Raw genomic sequence first — 18,894 nt, 5'->3', positions numbered from 1 at the left:
GTGTCACCATCACACCGTGAACCGGACACCTGGCACGGTGCCGTCGCGATGAACGGCGCGTGGATCCTGCTGGTCGTCATCGCCGGGATCGCGGTGACGGCCGTCGCGTCGCGACGCGACCTGCAGGCCCCGCTCGTGCTCGTCACCGTCGGAGCACTGGTGTCGTTCGCACCGGGTCTGCCGCGGCTCGAACTGGATCCGGACATCATCCTCGGGGTCGTCCTGCCGCCGCTGCTGTATTCGTCGGCCCTGCGGTTCTCGGTTCCTACCTTCCGGCAGTATCTGCCGTCGATCCTGCGGCTCGGGATCTACACGGTGCTCGTCACGGCGTTCGTCGTAGCGTGGACGGCGTCCGCGATGATGGCGACGCTGACCTTCGGTGCGGCGCTCGCTCTCGGCGCGGTCGTCGCACCGACCGACGCGGTCAGCGCCGTCGCCGTGGGGCAACGGCTCGGACTGCCGAAACGGGTCATCGCGGTGCTGACCGGGGAAGGTCTGGTCAACGACGCCACCGCCCTGACCCTGTTCACCGTTGCGATCTCGGCCGTCACCGGCACACACATCCTCGCTGATTCGCCGGTACTGTTCTTCCTCTACGAGGTCGCGGGCGGGGTCGCTGTCGGTCTGGCGCTCGCGTATATCGTCCACCTGATCCGCGCCCGGATGTACGACTCGCCTCTCGAGACCGTGCTCGGCCTGGTGCTGCCGTTCGCGGCCTATCTCGCCGCCGAGGAGATCCACGCCTCGGGAGTGCTCGCCGTCGTCGCCGCCGGACTGTTCCTCGGGCACCGCGCCACCGAGGTCTCGGTGAGCACGCGGCTGCAGGAACGCGCGGTGTGGAAGAGCGTCGACGTGGTGCTCGAGACCTTCGTCTTCGCCTATATGGGTCTGCAATTCCGGTTCGTCCTCGACGACGTCCGCGACAGCGGTACCGACCTGCATGTCGCGTTGCTGGGCGCGGTCGTGATCCTGCTCGTCGTCATGCTCGTGCGACCCGCGTGGGGTCTGCTGCACTGGGGGCGACGCGCGCTCGTGCGGCGCGCCGGATCCGAACGCCTCGGCCGCGACCAACTGAACTTCCGGGAACATGTCGTGGTGTCGTGGGCGGGCATGCGTGGGGTCGTCACCCTCGCCGCAGCCGGTGGGGTGCCCGTGGTGATCGCATCGGGTGCTGCCTTCCCCGGCCGCGAGATGATCCAGATCTCCGCGCTGGTCGTCGCCATCGGCACACTCCTCATCCAGGGAGCGACGATGCCGTGGCTCATCCGCAGACTCGACGTCACCGACCCCTACGAGCGGCTGCGGACCGAGGAACAGATGACCGTGGCCCGCAGGATCTCGGCCGAGTCGAGCGACCGGGTTCTCACCGAACTCGCCGCGCATCCACCTGACGGCGTGGACCCGGAGATCTACGACAGGCTGCTGGCCAAAGCACGCACGTCGCTGCGGTCGCGGCAGGAGGCAGAGACCGTTGAGGACGCGGCTGCAGACGCGGGAGCGCGACTTGCCGCGCTGTTCGACGACATCCGGCGAGCGTCCCTGCGGGCGCGACGACAGGATCTCATCGACGCACGTGATCGCGGGGAACTCGACGACGAGATTCTCCGCGACGTGCTGGAGAGTCTCGATGTCGACGAGGCAGCCGTCGAGGAACGCATCCGCCGCCGCCGTCAGGACGGCAGTGCACAACAGTAGGACGACAGCGCGCAACGGTAGACTTTCCGCAAGTGAACACCCCGCACGGCCCGGAACAGGTGCCGCACGATCCCCGCACCGACGTCTCCGTTCGGTTCGCTCTCCGGTCACCTGCTCGTCTGAAGACCGAACTCCTGGCCGGCCTGGTCGTGGCGCTCGCCCTGATCCCGGAAGCCATCGCCTTCTCCGTGATCGCCGGCGTCGACCCCCGGGTCGGGCTGTTCGCCTCGGTGACCATGGCCATCACCATCGCGATCGTCGGGGGACGGCCCGCGATGATCTCGGCGGCGACCGCGGCCGTGGCACTCGTGATCGCCCCGGTGTCCGAGCAGTACGGGGTGGACCATCTCATCGCGACGGTGATCCTCGGCGGCGTCTTCCAGGTGCTGCTCAGCTTCCTCGGCGTCGCCAAGCTCATGCGGTTCGTGCCGCGCAGCGTCATGGTCGGCTTCGTCAACTCGCTCGCGATCCTCGTCTTCGTCGCCCAGATCCCGCACCTCGTGGACGTGCCGTGGATGGTCTATCCGCTGGTGGCGGCAGGTCTGCTGGTGCTGGTGCTTCTCCCGAGGATCACCGAGGCCGTGCCGGCGCCGCTCGTCACGATCGTGCTTCTCACCGTCGTGACGGTGGCCTTCTCGCTGAATGTGCCGGATGTCGCGGACCAGGGTGAACTTCCCGAGAGCCTGCCCACCCTCTTCTTCCCGGACGTGCCGCTGACCTTCGAGACCCTCCGGATCCTCGCGCCGTACGCGCTCGCGATGGCCCTCGTCGGGCTCATGGAATCGCTGATGACGGCCAAGCTCGTCGACGACATCACCGACACCCGGTCGGACAAGACCCGCGAGGGCTGGGGCCAGGGCGTCGCCAACATCGTGACCGGATTCTTCGGTGGCATGGGCGGCTGCGCCGTCGTCGGCCAAACCATGATGAACGTCAAGGTCTCCGGGGCACGGACCCGTCTGTCTACCCTGGCGGCCGGCGTGTTCCTGCTGATCCTCGTGGTCGCGCTCGGCGACATCGTCGGTCTGGTTCCGATGGCCGCCCTCGTCGCCGTGATGATCATGGTGTCGATCGCGACGGTCGACTGGCACAGCGTCCACCCGCGGACGCTGCGGTTGATGCCGCTCAGCGAGACCGTCGTCATGGTCGTCACCGTCGTGGCCACGGTGAGCACCGGCAACCTCGCGATCGGGGTGTCGCTCGGAGTGCTCACCGCGATGGTGCTGTTCGCCCGCCGGGTCGCGCACATGACCACGGTCGAGAGGACCCTCACGAGCGACGACACGTGCACCTACCGGGTCACGGGGGAACTGTTCTGGGCGTCGAGCAACGATCTCGTCTTCCAGTTCGACTACATCGGCGACCCGGAGAACGTCGTCGTCGACCTCACCGCCGCCGACATCTGGGACGCGTCCACCGTCGCGACCTTCGATGCGATCCAGCAGAAGTACGCGGCCAAAGGCAAAACGGTCACCATCGTCGGACTGGACGGCGCGAGCCTAGAACGCCTCCGCCGGTTGTCCGGCCGACTCGGTGGGGAGAACTGACTGCGCCTCCCGGGAGCAGGCTGCCGTTGTCGAGGCGCAACTCGACGGCGATCGATTCGACGTAACGTGAGCGCATGATCGCGATCGAGCTCGCCGCGGTGGTACTGCTCCTGGTGCTGGTCGTGGTCTCGGTGGTGCTGTGGACCCGGCGGGTGGTCACCACACCCGCCGAACGCGCGGTCCACGCGACCCTGCACACGGCGTCCCTCGCGGCGCGCCCCCTGCGCGCCGGGCTCGACGCGTCGTCCGCGAAGGAGGCCGCTCCGCACCTGCGTATGCTGCTGGCCGAAGCGCGCGCGGTGGCGCTGCTGGACGAGAACGGCGCCCTGCTCGCCTGGGACGGCCCGTTCGAGGAACTGACGGACGCGATGATCACCGCCGCGGGCCGTGCCGTCGCCGACAAGCGTCGCGTGCTCGTCGGGCACCACGACCTGCGACGAGACCACGGCGACCTCGCGGCCCGCGCACTGATCGCCCAGCCGCTCGTCGTGGAGGACATGGGTGTGGCGGGGGTGCTCGGCGTCGTGACGACCGTCGAACCCGGCCCGGCGCTGCTCGGCGCGATCACCGAGGTGGCGCGGTACGCGTGCAGTCAGATCGAGCTGGCCGAACTCGATGCCTCCCGCGCCCGGCTCGACCGCGCGGAGGTCCGCGCGCTGCGCGCCCAGATCAGTCCGCACTTCATCTACAACGCGCTCAACACGGTGGCGTCGTTCGTCCGGACCGACCCGGACCGGGCCCGCGAACTGCTGCTGGATTTCGCCGACTTCACCCGCTACTCGTTCCGCGCGGCCGGTGAGTACACCCTGCTCGCCGACGAACTGCGCAACATCGACCGGTACCTGACGCTCGAACGTGCCCGCTTCGGCAACGCCCTCGAGGTGCGCCTGCAGATCGCGCCCGAGGTGCTCAACGTGACGCTGCCCTTCCTCGCTCTGCAGCCGCTCGTCGAGAACGCCGTGCGGCACGGGATCGCGGGCAAGGAAACTCGCACGGGCACGATCACCATCACCGCGGCGGACGAAGGCACCGACTGCGTCATCAGCGTCGAGGACGACGGGATCGGCATGGACCCGGAGCTGCTGCGATCGGGCACGCTCGACGCGATCGCCGAGAGCGAGCACGGCAGCGGTGTCCGCGAGTCCGCGCACGTGGGTCTCGCCAACGTCGACGACCGGCTGCGTGCGGCCTTCGGTAACGACTACGGCCTCGTCGTCGAGACCGCGCCGGGGGCCGGCACCCGGGTGAGCATGCGCGTGCCGAAGTTCAGGGCGGGTATCCGGCCGTGAGGAACACCGGGCATGGCACGATGGATTCGCCGTGAACGAGATCACAGACAACCTGACCGTGCTGGCGGTCGACGACGAACCGCCCGCCCTCGACGAGCTGGCCTACCTGCTGCGCGCGCAGGAGGAGATCGGCGTCGTCCACACCGCGGGAGACGCGACGACCGCTCTGCGCGTGCTGCGCGACGGAGGCATCGACGCGGTTTTCCTCGACATCAACATGCCCGGACTCGACGGGCTGGAACTCGCAGGCATCCTGCGCAATTTCGCGGTGTCCCCGGCCGTGGTGTTCGTGACCGCGCACGACGATCGCGCGGTCTCGGCGTTCGACCTCGGCGCCGTCGATTACGTCCTCAAGCCGCTGCGGGAGGAACGACTCGCCGAAGCGGTCCGGCGGATCGCCGAACGCAGCCGACCCGCGGCGCAGGCCGCATCCGACACCGGCCAGAGCGACGACGTGATCCCGGTCGAGCTCGGCGGTGTCACCACGCTCGTGCCGCGCTCGTCGGTCCACTGGGTCGAAGCCGAGGGCGACTACGCGCGACTGCACACCGCGACCGGTTCGCACCTGGTGCGGATCCCGATATCGACGCTCGAGAGCCGCTGGGCCGATGCCGGCTTCCTGCGCGTTCACCGCTCCTTTCTCGTGGCGCTGCCGCTCGTCACCGGTATCCGCAGTGTGGGTTCGGGTCTCGTCGTGTGCCTGCGCAGCGACAGCAACTCCCCGCCCGTCGAACTGCCCGTTAGCCGTCGGCACACGCGGGAACTGAAGGACCGGCTCATCCGCGGTCCGATGCAGTCGTGGACGTCGCGATGAGCACCACCGGCGGATCACCCCCGCAGCGGCAGCGTGTCGTCCTCGCCGAACGGCGCGGGGCGCGCATGGTCCGCACCCGGGTCGAGGTGCAGCAGCAGACCGAGGTCGGCGACGCGATGGTCCGCGGGCTGGTCCGTGCGCAACTCGGGCTCGCCCTGCGGGTCGCGTTGTTCACCGTGTGCCTGCTCGGCGCGATTCCGGTGCTGTTCCACGTCTTTCCTGCTCTCGCGGAGATGACGGTGCTGGGGATCCGTCTGCCGTGGGTGTTGCTCGGGGTGGTCGGCTATCCGATCCTGCTCGGTATCGCGTGGGTGTATCTGCGCCTCGCCGAACGCAACGAGCAGGATTTCACCGACCTCACCGACGATTGACGAGCCCATGAGTGGATCGATTCCCGTCGTCACCGTCGTCGGTCTCGTCGCCGCGGCGGTCGCCACCGTCGCGATCGGTGTGTACGGCGTGCGGATGGCGCGCACCACCTCGGATTTCCTCGTCGCCTCGCGCAGTGTCGGACCGCGCTGGAACGCCGCAGCCATCTCCGGTGAATACCTCTCGGCGGCATCCTTTCTCGGCGTGGCCGGGCTCGTCGCGAAGTTCGGCGCCGATGCCCTGTGGTATCCCGTCGGTTTCACGGCCGGCTATCTGGGTCTGCTGCTGTTCGTCGCTGCGCCACTGCGACGTTCGGGCGCGTACACCGTCCCGGACTTCGCGGAGTTCCGGCTGGGGGAGAAGTGGCTGCGCACGCTGTCGATGATGGTCGTGGCGATCATCTGCATCCTGTACCTGGTGCCGCAGTTCCAGGGGGCGGGACTCACGCTGAACATCCTTCTGGGAGTGCCCGACTGGGTGGGCGTCGCCGTGGTCGGGGTGATTGTCGTGGCCAACGTGGTCGGCGGTGGGATGCGCTCGATCACGTTCGTGCAGGCCTTCCAGTACTGGCTCAAGCTCACCGCGGTCGCCCTGCCCGCACTGGTCCTCACGTTGCACTTCGTCGGCGACCACCGGGCCGTCGACGAACCCGTGCCGCCCACCGTCGCGGAGATCACGACCGTCGACGTGACGATCGACGTGGTCGTGCAGGTCGCCGAGCCGTTGCCGGTCGTGGTGACCGGGGAGATCGACGGCCGATCGGTCGCAGGTGACTTCGAACTCGAGCCGGGAGAGCACGTCCTCGGGGCAGGCACCGAACTCGTCCTCGATGCCGGTTCTCCGGTGCCGGTGGTGGCCGGTGCGCCGACCGACAACGACAGCTGGGCGTCGCCGGGGGCCGGATTGGGGGCGAGCAGCGAACATCCGTTGTTCCAGGTCTACTCGCTGATGCTTGCGACCTTCCTCGGAACCATGGGTCTGCCGCACGTGCTGGTGCGCTTCTACACGAACCCGGACGGTCGCGCGGCGCGCATGACGTCCTTTGCCGTGATCGGGCTGCTCGGGCTGTTCTATCTGTTCCCGACGCTGCTCGGAGTGTTCGCGCGCCTGTACGTCCCACAGTTGCTCATCACGGGACGGTCGGACGCCGCGGTGCTCTTGCTGCCGGGATCGGTGCTGTCCGGCTGGGGAGGGCAGTTGCTCGCGGCCCTCGTAGCCTCGGGCGCGATCGCGGCCTTCCTGTCGACCTCCTCCGGGTTGCTGGTCAGTGTCGCGGGCGTGCTGTCCACGGACGTGCTGCGCGGACGGGTGCGCGACTTCCGGATCGCCGCGGTGCTCGCGGGCGTGGTGCCGCTCGTGCTGGCGCTGTCGGTGACCTCGCTCGACCTGTCGCGTTCGGTGGGACAGGTCTTCGCGATCGCTGCGTCGACGCTGTGTCCGCTGCTGGTCCTGGGGATCTGGTGGCGTGGCCTCACCGCGATCGGTGCCGCGGCAGGGATGGTCGTCGGTGGTCTCGTTGCGGGGGGCGCCGCCCTGGCCACCGTGCTGCTGCCGATCGATCCGTCGGTGGCCGCAGGGTGGCCGACGGTGCTCTCTGCCTATCCTGCGGCGTTGAGCGTGCCGCTGGCGTTCGTCACGATGATCGCGGTGAGCGTGCTGACGCGTCGGCAGGTCCCTCGCGACGTGGGCCGGACGTTCTCCCGCATGCACGTGCCCGAGCGGCTCGGCATGGGCCGCGACCGCGAACTCGGAGCGTTCGGCGACCGGGGGCGGGGACCCGGGGAGAGGCGCCGTTCGTCGCGGTGACGTGACCGTTCGTCGCACGAGGACACCCCTCGTCGTTCCATCTCTTGCCTCCTCTGTTCGTGTGACAACCGTCTCATTAGCGTTGTGATCATCCTCACCTCACACGACGACCAAGGAGTCGGTAGTGACCACAGCACCACTCAGCGAGAGTGGCGTACCCCAGCAGCGACGGATACCGACGCCGCAGGAGTTCGTCACGATGCAGGAGAGCCCGGAGTTCCAGGAACTGCGCAACCGTCTGCGCCGTTTCGTGTTCCCGGTGACGGCGTTCTTCCTGGCCTGGTACGCCCTGTACGTCCTGCTCGCCACCTACGCGGACGAGTTCATGGCGACGAAGGTCATCGGCAACATCAACGTCGGGCTGATCCTGGGTCTCGGCCAGTTCGTCACGACCTTCGTGATCACCGCCGTCTACGTGAAGTTCGCCGGCCGTGAGCTGGATCCGCGTTCCGCCGCGATCCGCGAGGAACTGGAAGGACCGCAGCAGTGACCGTTCTCGCGCAGAGTGGGGCCGACGTCGGTAACCCGATCCTCAACATCGCCATCTTCGTCGCGTTCGTCGTCGTGACGATGGGCCTGGTCATCAAGGCCAGCCGCACGACGAAGAAGGCCTCCGACTTCTACACCGGCGGTGGCCAGTTCTCCGGGCCGCAGAACGGCTTCGCCATCGCCGGCGATTACCTGTCGGCCGCGTCGTTCCTCGGTATCGCCGGTGCGATCGCCGTCTACGGATACGACGGCTTCCTGTACTCGATCGGCTTCCTCGTCGCATGGCTCGTCGCCCTACTGCTCGTCGCCGAACTGCTCCGCAACACCGGCCGGTTCACGATGGCCGACGTGCTGAGCTTCCGGCTCAAGGAACGCCCCGTCCGCATGGCGGCGGCGCTCTCGACCCTCGCGGTGTCGCTGTTCTATCTGCTCGCACAGATGGCCGGCGCCGGCGGACTCGTCGCGCTGCTGCTCGACATCGAGGGCAAGGCCGGCCAGGCGATCGTCGTCGCGGTCGTCGGTGTGCTCATGATCGTGTACGTGCTCATCGGCGGCATGAAGGGCACGACCTACGTGCAGATGGTCAAGGCCGTGCTGCTAGTCGCCGGGGCGGGCCTGATGTTCGTGCTCGTCCTGTTCGCGGTGCGGGGCAACTTCTCGCAGCTGCTCGCCGACGCTCAGGCGATGGTGTCGAGCTCGTCGAACGAGGCCGTCGCGCAGCGTGACGTGCTCGCTCCCGGTGCCAAGTACGGCATCAGCAACATGACGCAGATCGACTTCCTCTCGCTCGGTCTCGCGCTGGTCCTCGGCACCGCGGGCCTGCCGCACGTGCTGATGCGCTTCTACACCGTGCCGACCGCCAAGGAAGCACGTCGTTCGGTCACCTGGGCCATCGCCCTCATCGGCGCCTTCTACCTGTTCACCCTGGTGCTCGGTTACGGTGCCGCGAAGATGGTCGGCCCCGACGCGATCCTCGGCGCTCCCGGCAAGGAGAACTCTGCGGCTCCGTTGCTGGCCTTCGAACTCGGCGGCACTCTGTTCCTGGCGATCATCTCGGCCGTCGCCTTCGCCACGATCCTCGCGGTCGTCGCCGGCCTGGCCATCACCGCCTCGGCATCCTTCGCCCACGACATCTACGCCAGTGTCATCAAGCGTGGCAACGCCACCGAGGACGAGCAGGTGCGGGTCTCGCGGATCACGGTCGTCGTGATCGGTCTGGTGGCGATCGTCCTCGGTATCCTCGCCATGGGACAGAACATCGCCTTCCTGGTGGCCCTGGCCTTCGCGGTCGCCGCCTCGGCGAACCTACCCACCCTGCTGTACTCGCTGTTCTGGCGAAAGTTCAACACGACCGGCGCCCTGTTCAGCATCTACGGCGGTCTGATCAGCTGCCTCGTGCTCATCGTGTTTTCCCCGGCGGTGTCCGGTGCACCCTCGGCGATGTTCCCGAACGTGGACTTCTCCTGGTTCCCTCTGTCGAACCCGGGCATCGTGTCGATCCCGCTCGCGTTCGCGCTCGGCATCGTCGGCACCTACGTCGGACGCCGCAAGCAAGAGGACCGGTACAAGCAGGCGGAGATGGAGGTCCGCTCGCTCACCGGCGTCGGTGTGGAGAAGGCCGTCTCCCACTGATCCTCTGCGCCGCGTGGCCCGCTCCCGAGCCGGGGGCGGGCCACCGTCGTGTCGGGGCGCCCCGCCGGCGGAACGGACCGTCTACTGTTGCGGACCATGGCGAAACTCGAAGTGTCCACCGACCTTCCGCTCGACCCGCACGCAGCGTGGGAGCACGCCTCCCGCCTCGAGTCGTTCGGGGAGTGGCTGAGCATCCACGACGGGTGGCGCAGCGACCTGCCGGACACCCTCGCCGAGGGAACCACCCTGCAGTCGGTGGTATCCGTCAAGGGCATGCGCAACCGCGTCACGTGGACCATCGTCGAGCTGGACGCGCCGCACCACGTGGTGTTGAAGGGGACCGGCAAGGGAGGTACGAAGTTCTCCATGCGACTCGCCGTTGCAGCTCGCGGGGACGGTTCGACGCTGTCGATGAAGATCGACCTCGGCGGTGCGCCCCTGTTCGGTCCGATCGGATCGGGGGTTGCGCGCGCCCTGCACGGCGACCTGCAGTCGTCGCTCGACACCTTCGCACGCCGCTACGGCGGGAACTGACGCCTCTGGACACGTCCCCGGGAAAGGCGTAGACCCGTAAGGACAACCGCGGCCCGCCCGCGGATCGGATCCGTCGCCGAGTGCTCGGTACTCGACGCGAATGCGAGGTCGACGCCCATGTCCGAGGATCACGGCCCGGGTAGCGGCGGGCATGCCGCCGAATCGCGGTGGTGGGCGTGGGCGGCCTGTCTCGCCGTGACCGCGGCGATCGTGGTGCCGCTCGCGGAGGCGGGTCTGCGCGGCGTCGTCGCACTGCTGCTGGTCGCGGTGGCCGGCGCAGCCCTGGCCGTTGCCGGGGCCTACTGGTTCCTCACCCACCGGGGCGTGATCCGCGGGGCAGCTCTGGCCATGACCGTCCTCGCGCCGGGGGTCGTGATCGTCGTCTTCGCGGCGTCGGGTCACCTGGGGGTCGCCGTCGTGTCGGTGCTCCTCGTCGCTGTGGCGGTCGCGTGCGGACGCCGTGCCCTGCGGGCCGATCGCGTGAGCCCGCAGCCGGAGTTCCCGGCCGTTCCCGTACAGCACCCGTTCTTCGTCATGAATCCACGCTCAGGCGGGGGCAAGGTTGTCCGTTTCGACCTGCAGCACAAGGCCGAGGAACTCGGGGCCGAAGTGGTGTTGCTGAGCGGTCCGCAGCAACTCGACGTCACCGAGCTGGCGGAGAAGGCCGTCGAGCGCGGGTCGGACCTGCTCGGCGTCGCGGGTGGTGACGGAACGCAGGCCCTGGTCGCGGCGGTCGCGGCGGAACACCGGCTTCCGTTCGTGGTGATCAGCGCCGGAACCCGCAACCATTTCGCTCTCGACCTCGGACTGGATCGGGAGGATCCCGCCGCGGGTCTGGACGCCCTCCGGGACGGGGTCGAACTGCGCGTCGATCTCGGCCGGATCAACGGGCGGCCGTTCGTCAACAATGCGTCCTTCGGTGTCTACGCGGAGGTGGTCCGGAGTCCGCAGTACCGTGCCGACAAGACGGCGACGGTGCTGCAGATGCTGCCCGATCTGCTCGGTGAGCAGGGCCGGCCGGGCTTGCGGGCACACATCGACACGGAGGCCGTCGACGGGCCCCAGGCGGTGTTGATCAGCAACGGTCCGTACGCCTTCGACGACCTGGCAGGTATGGGCCGACGTCCCCGTCTGGACAACGGCCGGCTCGGCGTCGTCGCGATCTCGGTCTCGAACGCACGCCAGACGGTCGGCCTGTTCCGCCGCACCCACGACCGAGGACTGTTGCAGCGCACGGCGACAGAAGTGGTCGTCGATGCGGACGTACCGGAAATTCCGGTCGGAGTCGACGGCGAGTCGGTGATGCTGTCGACACCGGCACGATGCACGATCTCCACCGGAGCGCTACGAGTTCGTGTTCCCCGCAACCGTCCGGGAGTGCGTGTGCCGCCCCCGCGCCTCGATTCCGCCCGATTGCGGAAGATATTGTGGCCGAATTGAACTCTTCGGATCTCACATTCCGGCGTATCCCACGACTTCAATGGAGGGATGTGCAGATGGATGGCGTATACCGGTGATCCCGTCCTGATGGACGACCTGCTCTTCCGGCCGGTGCACTCCCTGATCGACCAGAGCCTGCATTCCAAGATGGGCGCAACTACCACGAACGGGGACGGCTTCGGCATCGGCTGGTACGGAGAAGGCCCGAGGCCGGCATTGTTCAAGTGCATCGAACCCGCCTGGAACGAGAGCAACCTCCGCGAGCTCGCCACGCAGATCCGTACGCCGTTGATGTTCGCGCATGTCCGCGCCTCGACGGGAACTCCGGTGCAGCGCACCAATTGCCACCCCTTCCGCTACGACAACAGGTTGTGGATGCACAACGGGGCGGTGCACGGATTCCACCTCATGAAACGGGACCTGGCGATGGCCGTAGATCCGGGTCTCTACGACGCGATCCGGGGATCGACGGATTCCGAGATGCTGTTCTACCTCGCGCTCACCTTCGGCCTCGCCGACGACCCGTTCACCGGCGTGGCGAAGGCCGTCGGTTTCGTGGAGGACATCGGAGCACGCATGGGCATCGAGAATCCCATGCAGGGAACGATCGCCACCACCGACGGCAGCTGCGTCTGGGTGTTCCGGTATTCGACGGAGCGGAAGACACGCTCGTTGTTCTACTCGGCCGACATCAAGGCGATACGGGCGCAGCATCCTGAAGTGGAAGTGCTGTACCAGCTGGGGGACGACACCCGCTTCGTGGTGTCCGAACCCCTCCGCGATCTCGAAGGGGCTTGGCTGGAGGTTCCCGAGTCGAGCGCGGGTGTCGTTCGGGGGAGCGATCAGGAGTTCCGGCCGTTCGCGCCGATCTCACCCGTGCGCTCGATGTGATCACGACGAATTCCCCGCTACAGACGTCGCTCCCGCCGAATGCGGCAACGATCAGGTCGTCGGTTGGTTCCCAGGGTTGCGCGCGGGCCTGATCACCAGCTCCAGAGCGAGCAGTGCCAGTACCGCACCCAGCACGATGAGCGTGACCACGAGTCCGGTGGGATAACGCCAGAACATCACGAGCAGTGCGGCCGCTCCGATGATGACCGATCGGATGGCGGTGCGGGCGCGGAAAGCGGTTTTCTCGAAGGGATTCGGCGAACGGGGCTGTCGCAGTCGCTGAACGGCATCGAGGCTGCGGCCGAACCCACGCCGAACGGTCCGGGCGGAGGACGAGCCACCGGTGAGGTAGGCACCGAGAGCGATCACCAGTCCGAGCACCGCGACCGCCCGAAGGCTGGTCCGCAGCGGCATCAGCACGGCATCGATGATGGCTGCTGCCGCCTCCGGCGATAGGACGTCGGGCGGGACATCGTCGAGATACAGCGACCGGACGATGATGAGCGCGACCGCCAGAACGAACATTCCTACGACCAGTGCGAGGCCGACGAAGGCGAGTGCGCGTAGGCGACGGCCCGGCGGCGCGAGGGCGACTGCGCCGGCAGCAGCGGCGAGAGTGATCCAGGGCAGCACATCCGAAACGTTGTCGAGAGTGTTCACCGCCCGCTGCGCCCGGACCAGTTCCGGTGATCGGAACAGGACCAACTGCTTGTCGACACTCGGGATCTTCTCGGCGAACGTGAAACCGCGGTCGAGAAGACGTTCCTTCACGTTGTCGATCACCGTGCCGAGAGAGATGCTCACCGTGCCCGAATCGTCGACCGTCACCGACGACGGTCCGACGTTCCCGGTCACGACCGCGACCAATGCGTTGTGGGCGGCGCGGTGGGCCTGGATCCACAGATCCTCGAACTGCTCGCTCTGCACGAGCGACAACACCGTCTCGTTGACGAAGTTTCGTGCCTGCCCGGTGATCACCGGTGCCAGTCCCTCGACGGCGCGGTCGACGCGCGGCGCGTTCTCCGTGGCCGGAACGGCATCGGTGAGAGCAACGAGAGCGTCGGTCGTCAGTCCTTCGACGCCGACGCGTGTGAAGATCTCGTCGGTAACGGAATTCGCGATCTGTGTCTGGACGGCGGGATTCGAGCCCAGTGGGGCGACGGTGGTCACGTACCGGTCGGTGTCGAGGATCTCGCTGCGCACGAACCGTGCGGTGATCGAGAGGACGGCCAGAACCGCGACCAGCACGGTGAGCAGCGCAACGGCAGCCCAGCGCCATCCGTGTCTCGCGGGCCGCGGCTCGGGAACGGGCTCGACCCCGACAGCGGCTCGCTCCCGAAGCGTGGCGACCTCCGCACGCAACCGGTCGAGTTCGGCGCGTTCGTCGTCGCTCAGCCGGCCCGGTCGGGGCTCTTCACCGCCCGCGCCGATGTTCGTGGTCATCCCGGCATCGCCCCCTTTCGGGGCCGGATCCAGTATGCGCCGCTGCGGATCGCTCCGGCAGGAATTCGAACCGTATTCGCTTCAGAAGTGGCCGTCGGGCGGTCATACTCGACGGGAGGGGGATCTGTTCTCGACGACACCGACGGAAGTCGGCTCCCGGCTTCCGTGAACGATCTTTCATCGAAACGAGGCTCCAGGTGACCGATTCGGATATAGACGAGATGGGCCCGGTCGACTATCTCGTCATCGAATTCCCTGCCGACCGATCACCGAACGGCTCTGCGCTACCGCTGCTGCTCGACCTCGTCGAGCGAGGCATCATCCGGGTGCTCGATCTCGCGTTCGTCCGCAAGGACACCGACGGTTCGGTCACCGGGATCGACATCTCCGAGGTCGGACTCGAAGGAGAAGTCGACGTGACGTTGTTCGCGGAGGCGTCGTCGGGCCTGCTCGGCGACACCGATTTCGACGAAGCGGGGGCGGCGCTCGAACCCGGCTGCTCGGCGGCCGTGCTCGTCTACGAGAACACCTGGGCTGCTCCGCTGGCGCGGGCACTGCGTCGCAACGGCGCCGAACTCGTCGCGTCCGGGCGTATCCCGGTTCAGAGCATCCTGGCTTCGCTGGAGAAGCTCGACGTCGAAATGTGATTCCAGCGAACGAAATACAGGAGGAGATCGACATGCCAGGATTACTCCGCGGGGTGGCTCGCACCGCAGTGGTAGCGGGGACGGCGACGGCCGTCTCCAACCGCGTCTCCCGTCGGCAGGGAGAGCGATGGGCATCGCAGGGGCAGGCCGTCTACGGTCGTCCGGCGCAGTACGCGCCGGAACCCGAACCCGTGCCCACGCCTCCTCCGGCCGCCCCACCTCCGGGTGGAACGGACCGCATCGCCGCGCTGAAGGACCTCGCCGAACTGAAGGCCCAGGGCGTGCTCACCGAGGCCGAGTTCGAGAGGGAGAAGGCGCGAATTCTCGCATCCTGAAATACGAGTGCGGCATCCGGTGCGAGTGACTACGACCGTTCCGACGCGACGATCGATGCGATGGGACCGGGCTCGTGGGCGACTGGAGGTGCACGGTACACCGGATCGGCGAGCCGGCCGACCGTCTGGCGAGGCTGTCGTTGGTGCTCGCGGACGAACTCACCTCGGCGGAGGTACGGGATCGTGCGCGTGCGCTCGCCCGTGAGCTCTTCGGGCACGACGTGGACGTCGGGGAGGTCGAGCCGGAGAACTGGTCGACCCGCCGGCCGCCGTCGACCTGAGCTCGTACCGGTCATGCATCGAATGTATAGAGAGAGACCGTATTCCGTATGTTTCCGGCCCTCTCCTCGCGACACGGTCGTCACTGTGCTCCGGAGGCGGAAGGCGTGGCACTCGAGGTCGCGGGAAGGAGAGCGGACGCGACGAGTCCGACGAGCCCGATGCATGCCAGCACGATCATCGCGGCCGCATACGAACGGTTCGGCGTGGCCAGGCCGACGACGAGGACGGTACCTGCCACGGCAGTGCCCAGGGACGAACCCAGATTGGACACGCAGCGCGACAGACCCGAGATCTCACCCTGCTGTTCCTCCGGGAACGCCGACTGCACGACGTTGACGGAGGGAGTGAGCATCGCACCCAGCCCGACGCCGATGAGTAACAGGCCAGGAGCGAACGCCCATGCGCTGGTCCACGCACGCACCAACAGGAGCAGAACCACGATGCCGGCGAGGGTGACGACGAAGCCGCTCATGATGAGAGCGCGCTGTGAATGCCTGTCGGCCAACCGCTCCGCCAGTAACGAGGCACCGAGGATGCCGGCGGTGGCCGCGGTGAAGATGACGCCGGTCTCGATCGCGTTGTAGCCGCGGACCACTTGCAGGAATGCCGAGACGACGAACGCGACACCCATCAATAGCAGCCACTGGATGTTCTGGGTGACGAGCGCGAGATTCGACGTGCGATTGCGGAACAGGTCGGTCGACAGTAGTGGCACTCTGCCGGCTCGTTCGAACCGCCGTACGTGTAGGAAGAACCCGACGACGAGCAGGATTCCGATGCCGATGAGGGTAGCGGACACCGAGAGTGCGTTGTCCGCCTGGAGAATCCCCATGACGATACAGACGAGACCCGCGGCGGACAGGACGGCACCGATCCCGTCGAAGGGTGTGGTCGGATCCGGGGGCAGGGGATCCTCGAGCCCTCGGCTCAGAACGACGATGGCGGCGACGATCAGTGCCTGGAAGACGAAGGCAGCCCGCCAGTCGATCGCGGTGGTGATCAATCCACCGATCAACGGCCCCGCCGCGGCGCCGATCCCACCCATACCGGTGATCACGCCGAAGGCCCGTGCCCGGGACTTCATGTCGGTGAAGAGCATCGTCGTGAGGATGTACACGGGTGGGATCAGCAGTGCGGTGCCGATTCCTTCGAAGATCGAGTTGCCCAGGATCAGGATTCCCAGACCCGGTGCTGCCGCACTCAGGAGGGCTCCCACGCCGTACAGTACGAGTCCGGCGACGAAACACCGCTTGCGACCCCATCGGTCCGTCAGTTTCCCACCCGGAATCATAAAAGCTGCCATGACCAGAAGGAACACGGTGATCGCGGTCTGCACACCCTGCACCGTGGTGTCCAGGTCGACGCTGATGTCGTTGATCATCACGTTCATGTTCGAACCTGCGAAACTGCAGATGAACTGAGCGAGGGCGAGCGGGAGCAACATTCGCCGGACGGGGGCGGACGGTCTCGCCACCGGATTGTCGGTCATCTCGTACTTCCCGTCGCGAAGGACGTCGCCGAAACTCTGCACGTCATGATCCACCGCGGTGGTGCACAGTGGCGTCGACGAGTCGAAACCGTGACCTTGACCTCGCATCCGAGACCAGAGGAGGATCGAAGGACTCGACTCCTCTTCTCGCGGGGGTACCGCCATGCTTCTCGAGGACTACGGCTTCATCGGTGACCTGCAGACCTCCGCGCTCGTCGGCCGGAACGGCTCGATCGACTGGCTGTGCATGCCCGCCTTCGACTCCGGATCGTGTTTCGCGGCTCTGCTCGGCGGCCCGGAGCACGGACGCTGGCTCGTCGCGCCCGAGGCGGAACCCGCGGCGGTGAACCGCCGCTACGCCGACGGCACCCTGGTGCTCGAGACCGACTTCGAGACCGCGGACGGTGCCGTCCGCCTGATCGACTTCATGCCTCGCCGGGGGTCGGGTCCGCCTCGGTTGGTCCGCATCGTCCAGGGTCTGCGCGGTCGGGTGCCGATGCGGATGCATCTGTCCTTGCGTCCCGACTATGCGGCCGTCACTCCATGGGTCGAGGCGGTGGCCGACGGTGCCGTCGCGACGGCCGGCCCGGATGCCTTCCATCTGTGCACGACGGTACCGTTGGAGATCCGTGCCGGGACCGTCGAATCCGAGTTCGTCGCCGTGGAGAGCGGCCGATACCGATTCGCTCTGGACCGGTACGCATCCTTCGAACCGGCCCCCGTCGTCGAGGATGCCGAATCCGCGCTCGCGCGCACCGTGGAGTGGTGGCGCGAGTGGACCGGCCGGTGCACCTACAAGGGGGCGTATCGCGACGAGGTGATCCGGTCTCTGATCGTCCTCAAAGGGATGACCGACGAGACGACCGGCGCGATCGTGGCGGCCCCGACCACTTCCCTGCCCGAAGCTCTCGGCGGGGTACGCAATTGGGACTACAGATACTGCTGGCTGCGCGACTCGGTGCTGGCACTCGAGGCGCTGCTCGCCGGCGGATACACCTCCGAGGCCCTGGCCTTCCGTGACTTCCTGCTCCGGGTGGGGACGGGTGATCCGGCCGATATCCAGATCATGTACGGGATCAGGGGCGAACGCCGGCTGACCGAGTTCGAGGTGGATCATCTGCCCGGTTATGAAGGGTCGGCACCTGTGCGGGTCGGTAACGCCGCTGCCGAACAGTTCCAACTCGATGTGTACGGCGAAGTCCTCAGCGTGGCGTACAAGGGGGCCGAGGCGCTCGGCAGGATCGAGGCGCACATGTGGCCCCGATGGCAGGCGGTGATCGAGCACGTCGAGAAGATCTGGCGGGATCCTGACGACGGGATCTGGGAAACACGCGGTCCCCGCCGGGATTTCACGCAGTCCAAGGTGATGGCCTGGGTCGTCTTCGATCGCGCCGTCCGGATCGCAGAGGGATTCGGCCTCGACGCTCCGCTCGAGCGGTGGAAGCGGGCTCGCGACGAGATCCACCACGAGATCTGCGAACGTGGATACGACCCCGTCCGCGGCACGTTCACGCAGTACTACGGCTCCACGGAACTCGACGCCAGCGTGCTGCTCATACCGCTCGTCGGCTTCCTCCCGCCGACCGACGACCGGGTCACCTCCACGATCGACGCGATCCGGAACGAACTCGGTCGCGACGGCTTCGTATCCAGGTATTCCACGACGCACACCGACGACGGGCTTCCCGGCGACGAAGGGCAGTTCCTCGCCTGCTCGTTCTGGCTGGTGAGCGCTCTGGCGCTCAACGGCCGGGTCGACGAGGCCCGCGCATTGTTCGAGAGGTTGCTCGGACTCACCAATGACCTCGGACTGCTCGCCGAAGAGTACGACGTGCCGGCGGGACGGCAGGTCGGCAACTTCCCCCAGGCATTCAGTCACCTCACCCTCGTCGGCGCGGCCTGTGCGATCACTGTCGCCGAACGGGCACAGGCAGTGGATCCGGTCGACGGAGCACCGGCCGTATGACCCGACGTCATCCGAATGTCATGTGTCCGTAGGCTCTTCACACAAATGCGTGCGTGTTGTATGTATCCTGTCGGCACCCACAGCCCGGATACGCCCCCACGATCGTCGGTGTCTGTCCATCGAACGAACTATATTGGCACGCCGTGAAATCGGTAGAAATCGTACGAATGTCGCCGATTCGGCGTGGACACTTCCCCGGACCCGCCGGGCACGTTTCAATGACAGG

General features: G+C 67.3%; 17 protein-coding genes. 15 read left to right on the top strand and 2 right to left on the bottom strand.

Annotated elements, in window-relative coordinates; translation table 11 throughout:
• Positions 1-48 precede the first annotated feature (48 nt).
• The 11 genes from AC6CID_RS19940 to AC6CID_RS19890 all read left to right on the top strand — a co-directional run bounded on the left by AC6CID_RS19940 (position 49) and on the right by AC6CID_RS19890 (position 12,506).
• A complete protein-coding gene (locus AC6CID_RS19940) occupies positions 49-1,695 on the top strand; it encodes a Na+/H+ antiporter (RefSeq protein WP_498354352.1) in 1,647 nt (548 codons plus the stop codon).
• A 32-nt stretch (positions 1,696-1,727) separates the two neighbouring features.
• Positions 1,728-3,242, top strand: a complete 1,515-nt coding sequence (locus tag AC6CID_RS19935) for a SulP family inorganic anion transporter (RefSeq protein ID WP_217580128.1) — start codon at positions 1,728-1,730, stop codon at positions 3,240-3,242.
• Between the two features lie 74 nt (positions 3,243-3,316).
• Positions 3,317-4,531 (top strand): sensor histidine kinase, encoded by a 1,215-nt coding sequence (locus AC6CID_RS19930; RefSeq protein ID WP_064060195.1) that lies wholly within the window; start codon positions 3,317-3,319, stop codon positions 4,529-4,531.
• A 31-nt stretch (positions 4,532-4,562) separates the two neighbouring features.
• Positions 4,563-5,345, top strand: a complete 783-nt coding sequence (locus tag AC6CID_RS19925) for a LytR/AlgR family response regulator transcription factor (protein ID WP_006551612.1) — start codon at positions 4,563-4,565, stop codon at positions 5,343-5,345.
• Entirely contained in the window at positions 5,342-5,716 is a 375-nt protein-coding gene (locus AC6CID_RS19920; RefSeq protein WP_217580127.1) for a hypothetical protein, read from the top strand. The genes AC6CID_RS19925 and AC6CID_RS19920 overlap by 4 nt, the downstream gene beginning before the upstream one ends.
• Before the next feature lie 7 nt (positions 5,717-5,723).
• Positions 5,724-7,520, top strand: a complete 1,797-nt coding sequence (locus tag AC6CID_RS19915) for a sodium/solute symporter (RefSeq protein ID WP_217580126.1) — start codon at positions 5,724-5,726, stop codon at positions 7,518-7,520.
• 124 nt (positions 7,521-7,644) lie between these two features.
• A complete protein-coding gene (locus tag AC6CID_RS19910) occupies positions 7,645-8,010 on the top strand; it encodes a DUF485 domain-containing protein (protein WP_498354351.1) in 366 nt (121 codons plus the stop codon).
• Entirely contained in the window at positions 8,007-9,641 is a 1,635-nt protein-coding gene (locus AC6CID_RS19905; protein WP_019289888.1) for a monocarboxylic acid transporter, read from the top strand. The genes AC6CID_RS19910 and AC6CID_RS19905 overlap by 4 nt, the downstream gene beginning before the upstream one ends.
• A gap of 96 nt (positions 9,642-9,737) precedes the next feature.
• Positions 9,738-10,175 (top strand): type II toxin-antitoxin system Rv0910 family toxin, encoded by a 438-nt coding sequence (locus tag AC6CID_RS19900; protein WP_016695006.1) that lies wholly within the window; start codon positions 9,738-9,740, stop codon positions 10,173-10,175.
• 117 nt (positions 10,176-10,292) lie between these two features.
• The gene (locus AC6CID_RS19895; RefSeq protein ID WP_498354350.1) at positions 10,293-11,615 is read left to right on the top strand and encodes a diacylglycerol/lipid kinase family protein; all 1,323 of its coding nucleotides are present in this window, start codon (positions 10,293-10,295) and stop codon (positions 11,613-11,615) included.
• Between the two features lie 60 nt (positions 11,616-11,675).
• Positions 11,676-12,506, top strand: coding sequence for a class II glutamine amidotransferase (locus AC6CID_RS19890; RefSeq protein WP_112319952.1), 831 nt, complete (start codon positions 11,676-11,678; stop codon positions 12,504-12,506).
• A gap of 51 nt (positions 12,507-12,557) precedes the next feature.
• Here the strand turns inward: AC6CID_RS19890 and AC6CID_RS19885 are convergent, their stop codons facing one another.
• Complete coding sequence (locus tag AC6CID_RS19885; protein WP_498354349.1) at positions 12,558-13,949, bottom strand: hypothetical protein; 1,392 nt, start codon at positions 13,947-13,949, stop codon at positions 12,558-12,560.
• 197 nt (positions 13,950-14,146) lie between these two features.
• On the opposite strand from AC6CID_RS19885, the gene AC6CID_RS19880 reads away from it, so the two are divergent.
• The 3 genes from AC6CID_RS19880 to AC6CID_RS19870 all read left to right on the top strand — a co-directional run bounded on the left by AC6CID_RS19880 (position 14,147) and on the right by AC6CID_RS19870 (position 15,212).
• Positions 14,147-14,596 (top strand): DUF6325 family protein, encoded by a 450-nt coding sequence (locus AC6CID_RS19880; protein ID WP_498354348.1) that lies wholly within the window; start codon positions 14,147-14,149, stop codon positions 14,594-14,596.
• Between the two features lie 32 nt (positions 14,597-14,628).
• Positions 14,629-14,931: an SHOCT domain-containing protein gene (locus AC6CID_RS19875; RefSeq protein ID WP_033096945.1), complete on the top strand. Its 303-nt coding sequence runs from the start codon at positions 14,629-14,631 to the stop codon at positions 14,929-14,931.
• Between the two features lie 74 nt (positions 14,932-15,005).
• Positions 15,006-15,212 carry a hypothetical protein gene (locus AC6CID_RS19870; protein WP_033096759.1) on the top strand — a complete coding sequence of 69 codons (207 nt, stop codon included), beginning with the start codon at positions 15,006-15,008 and terminating at the stop codon, positions 15,210-15,212.
• 80 nt (positions 15,213-15,292) lie between these two features.
• Here AC6CID_RS19870 and AC6CID_RS19865 read toward each other — a convergent pair whose 3' ends face one another.
• Positions 15,293-16,744, bottom strand: a complete 1,452-nt coding sequence (locus AC6CID_RS19865; RefSeq protein ID WP_254707573.1) for an MFS transporter — start codon at positions 16,742-16,744, stop codon at positions 15,293-15,295.
• Between the two features lie 121 nt (positions 16,745-16,865).
• Between AC6CID_RS19865 and AC6CID_RS19860 the strand changes: the two genes are divergently transcribed.
• On the top strand, positions 16,866-18,668 hold the full coding sequence (locus AC6CID_RS19860; RefSeq protein WP_217580115.1) for a glycoside hydrolase family 15 protein: 1,803 nt from the start codon (positions 16,866-16,868) through the stop codon (positions 18,666-18,668).
• The last annotated feature ends 226 nt before the right edge of the window (positions 18,669-18,894 follow it).

The organism is Rhodococcus sp. GQ147 (assembly GCF_059759155.1).
Note: the sequence above shows the minus strand (reverse complement) of the source record. Positions and strands in the feature narration are given on the sequence as shown.

Bases quoted from the DNA above. Each gene is read 5' to 3' on its own strand.
- AC6CID_RS19940 (WP_498354352.1), top strand. From the start codon at position 49: ATGAACGGCGCGTGGATCCTGCTGGTCGTCATCGCCGGGATCGCGGTG.
- AC6CID_RS19930 (WP_064060195.1), top strand. From the start codon at position 3,317: ATGATCGCGATCGAGCTCGCCGCGGTGGTACTGCTCCTGGTGCTGGTC.
- AC6CID_RS19920 (WP_217580127.1), top strand. From the start codon at position 5,342: ATGAGCACCACCGGCGGATCACCCCCGCAGCGGCAGCGTGTCGTCCTC.
- AC6CID_RS19915 (WP_217580126.1), top strand. From the start codon at position 5,724: ATGAGTGGATCGATTCCCGTCGTCACCGTCGTCGGTCTCGTCGCCGCG.
- AC6CID_RS19900 (WP_016695006.1), top strand. From the start codon at position 9,738: ATGGCGAAACTCGAAGTGTCCACCGACCTTCCGCTCGACCCGCACGCA.
- AC6CID_RS19895 (WP_498354350.1), top strand. From the start codon at position 10,293: ATGTCCGAGGATCACGGCCCGGGTAGCGGCGGGCATGCCGCCGAATCG.
- AC6CID_RS19890 (WP_112319952.1), top strand. From the start codon at position 11,676: ATGGCGTATACCGGTGATCCCGTCCTGATGGACGACCTGCTCTTCCGG.
- AC6CID_RS19885 (WP_498354349.1), bottom strand. From the start codon at position 13,949: ATGACCACGAACATCGGCGCGGGCGGTGAAGAGCCCCGACCGGGCCGG.
- AC6CID_RS19875 (WP_033096945.1), top strand. From the start codon at position 14,629: ATGCCAGGATTACTCCGCGGGGTGGCTCGCACCGCAGTGGTAGCGGGG.
- AC6CID_RS19860 (WP_217580115.1), top strand. From the start codon at position 16,866: ATGCTTCTCGAGGACTACGGCTTCATCGGTGACCTGCAGACCTCCGCG.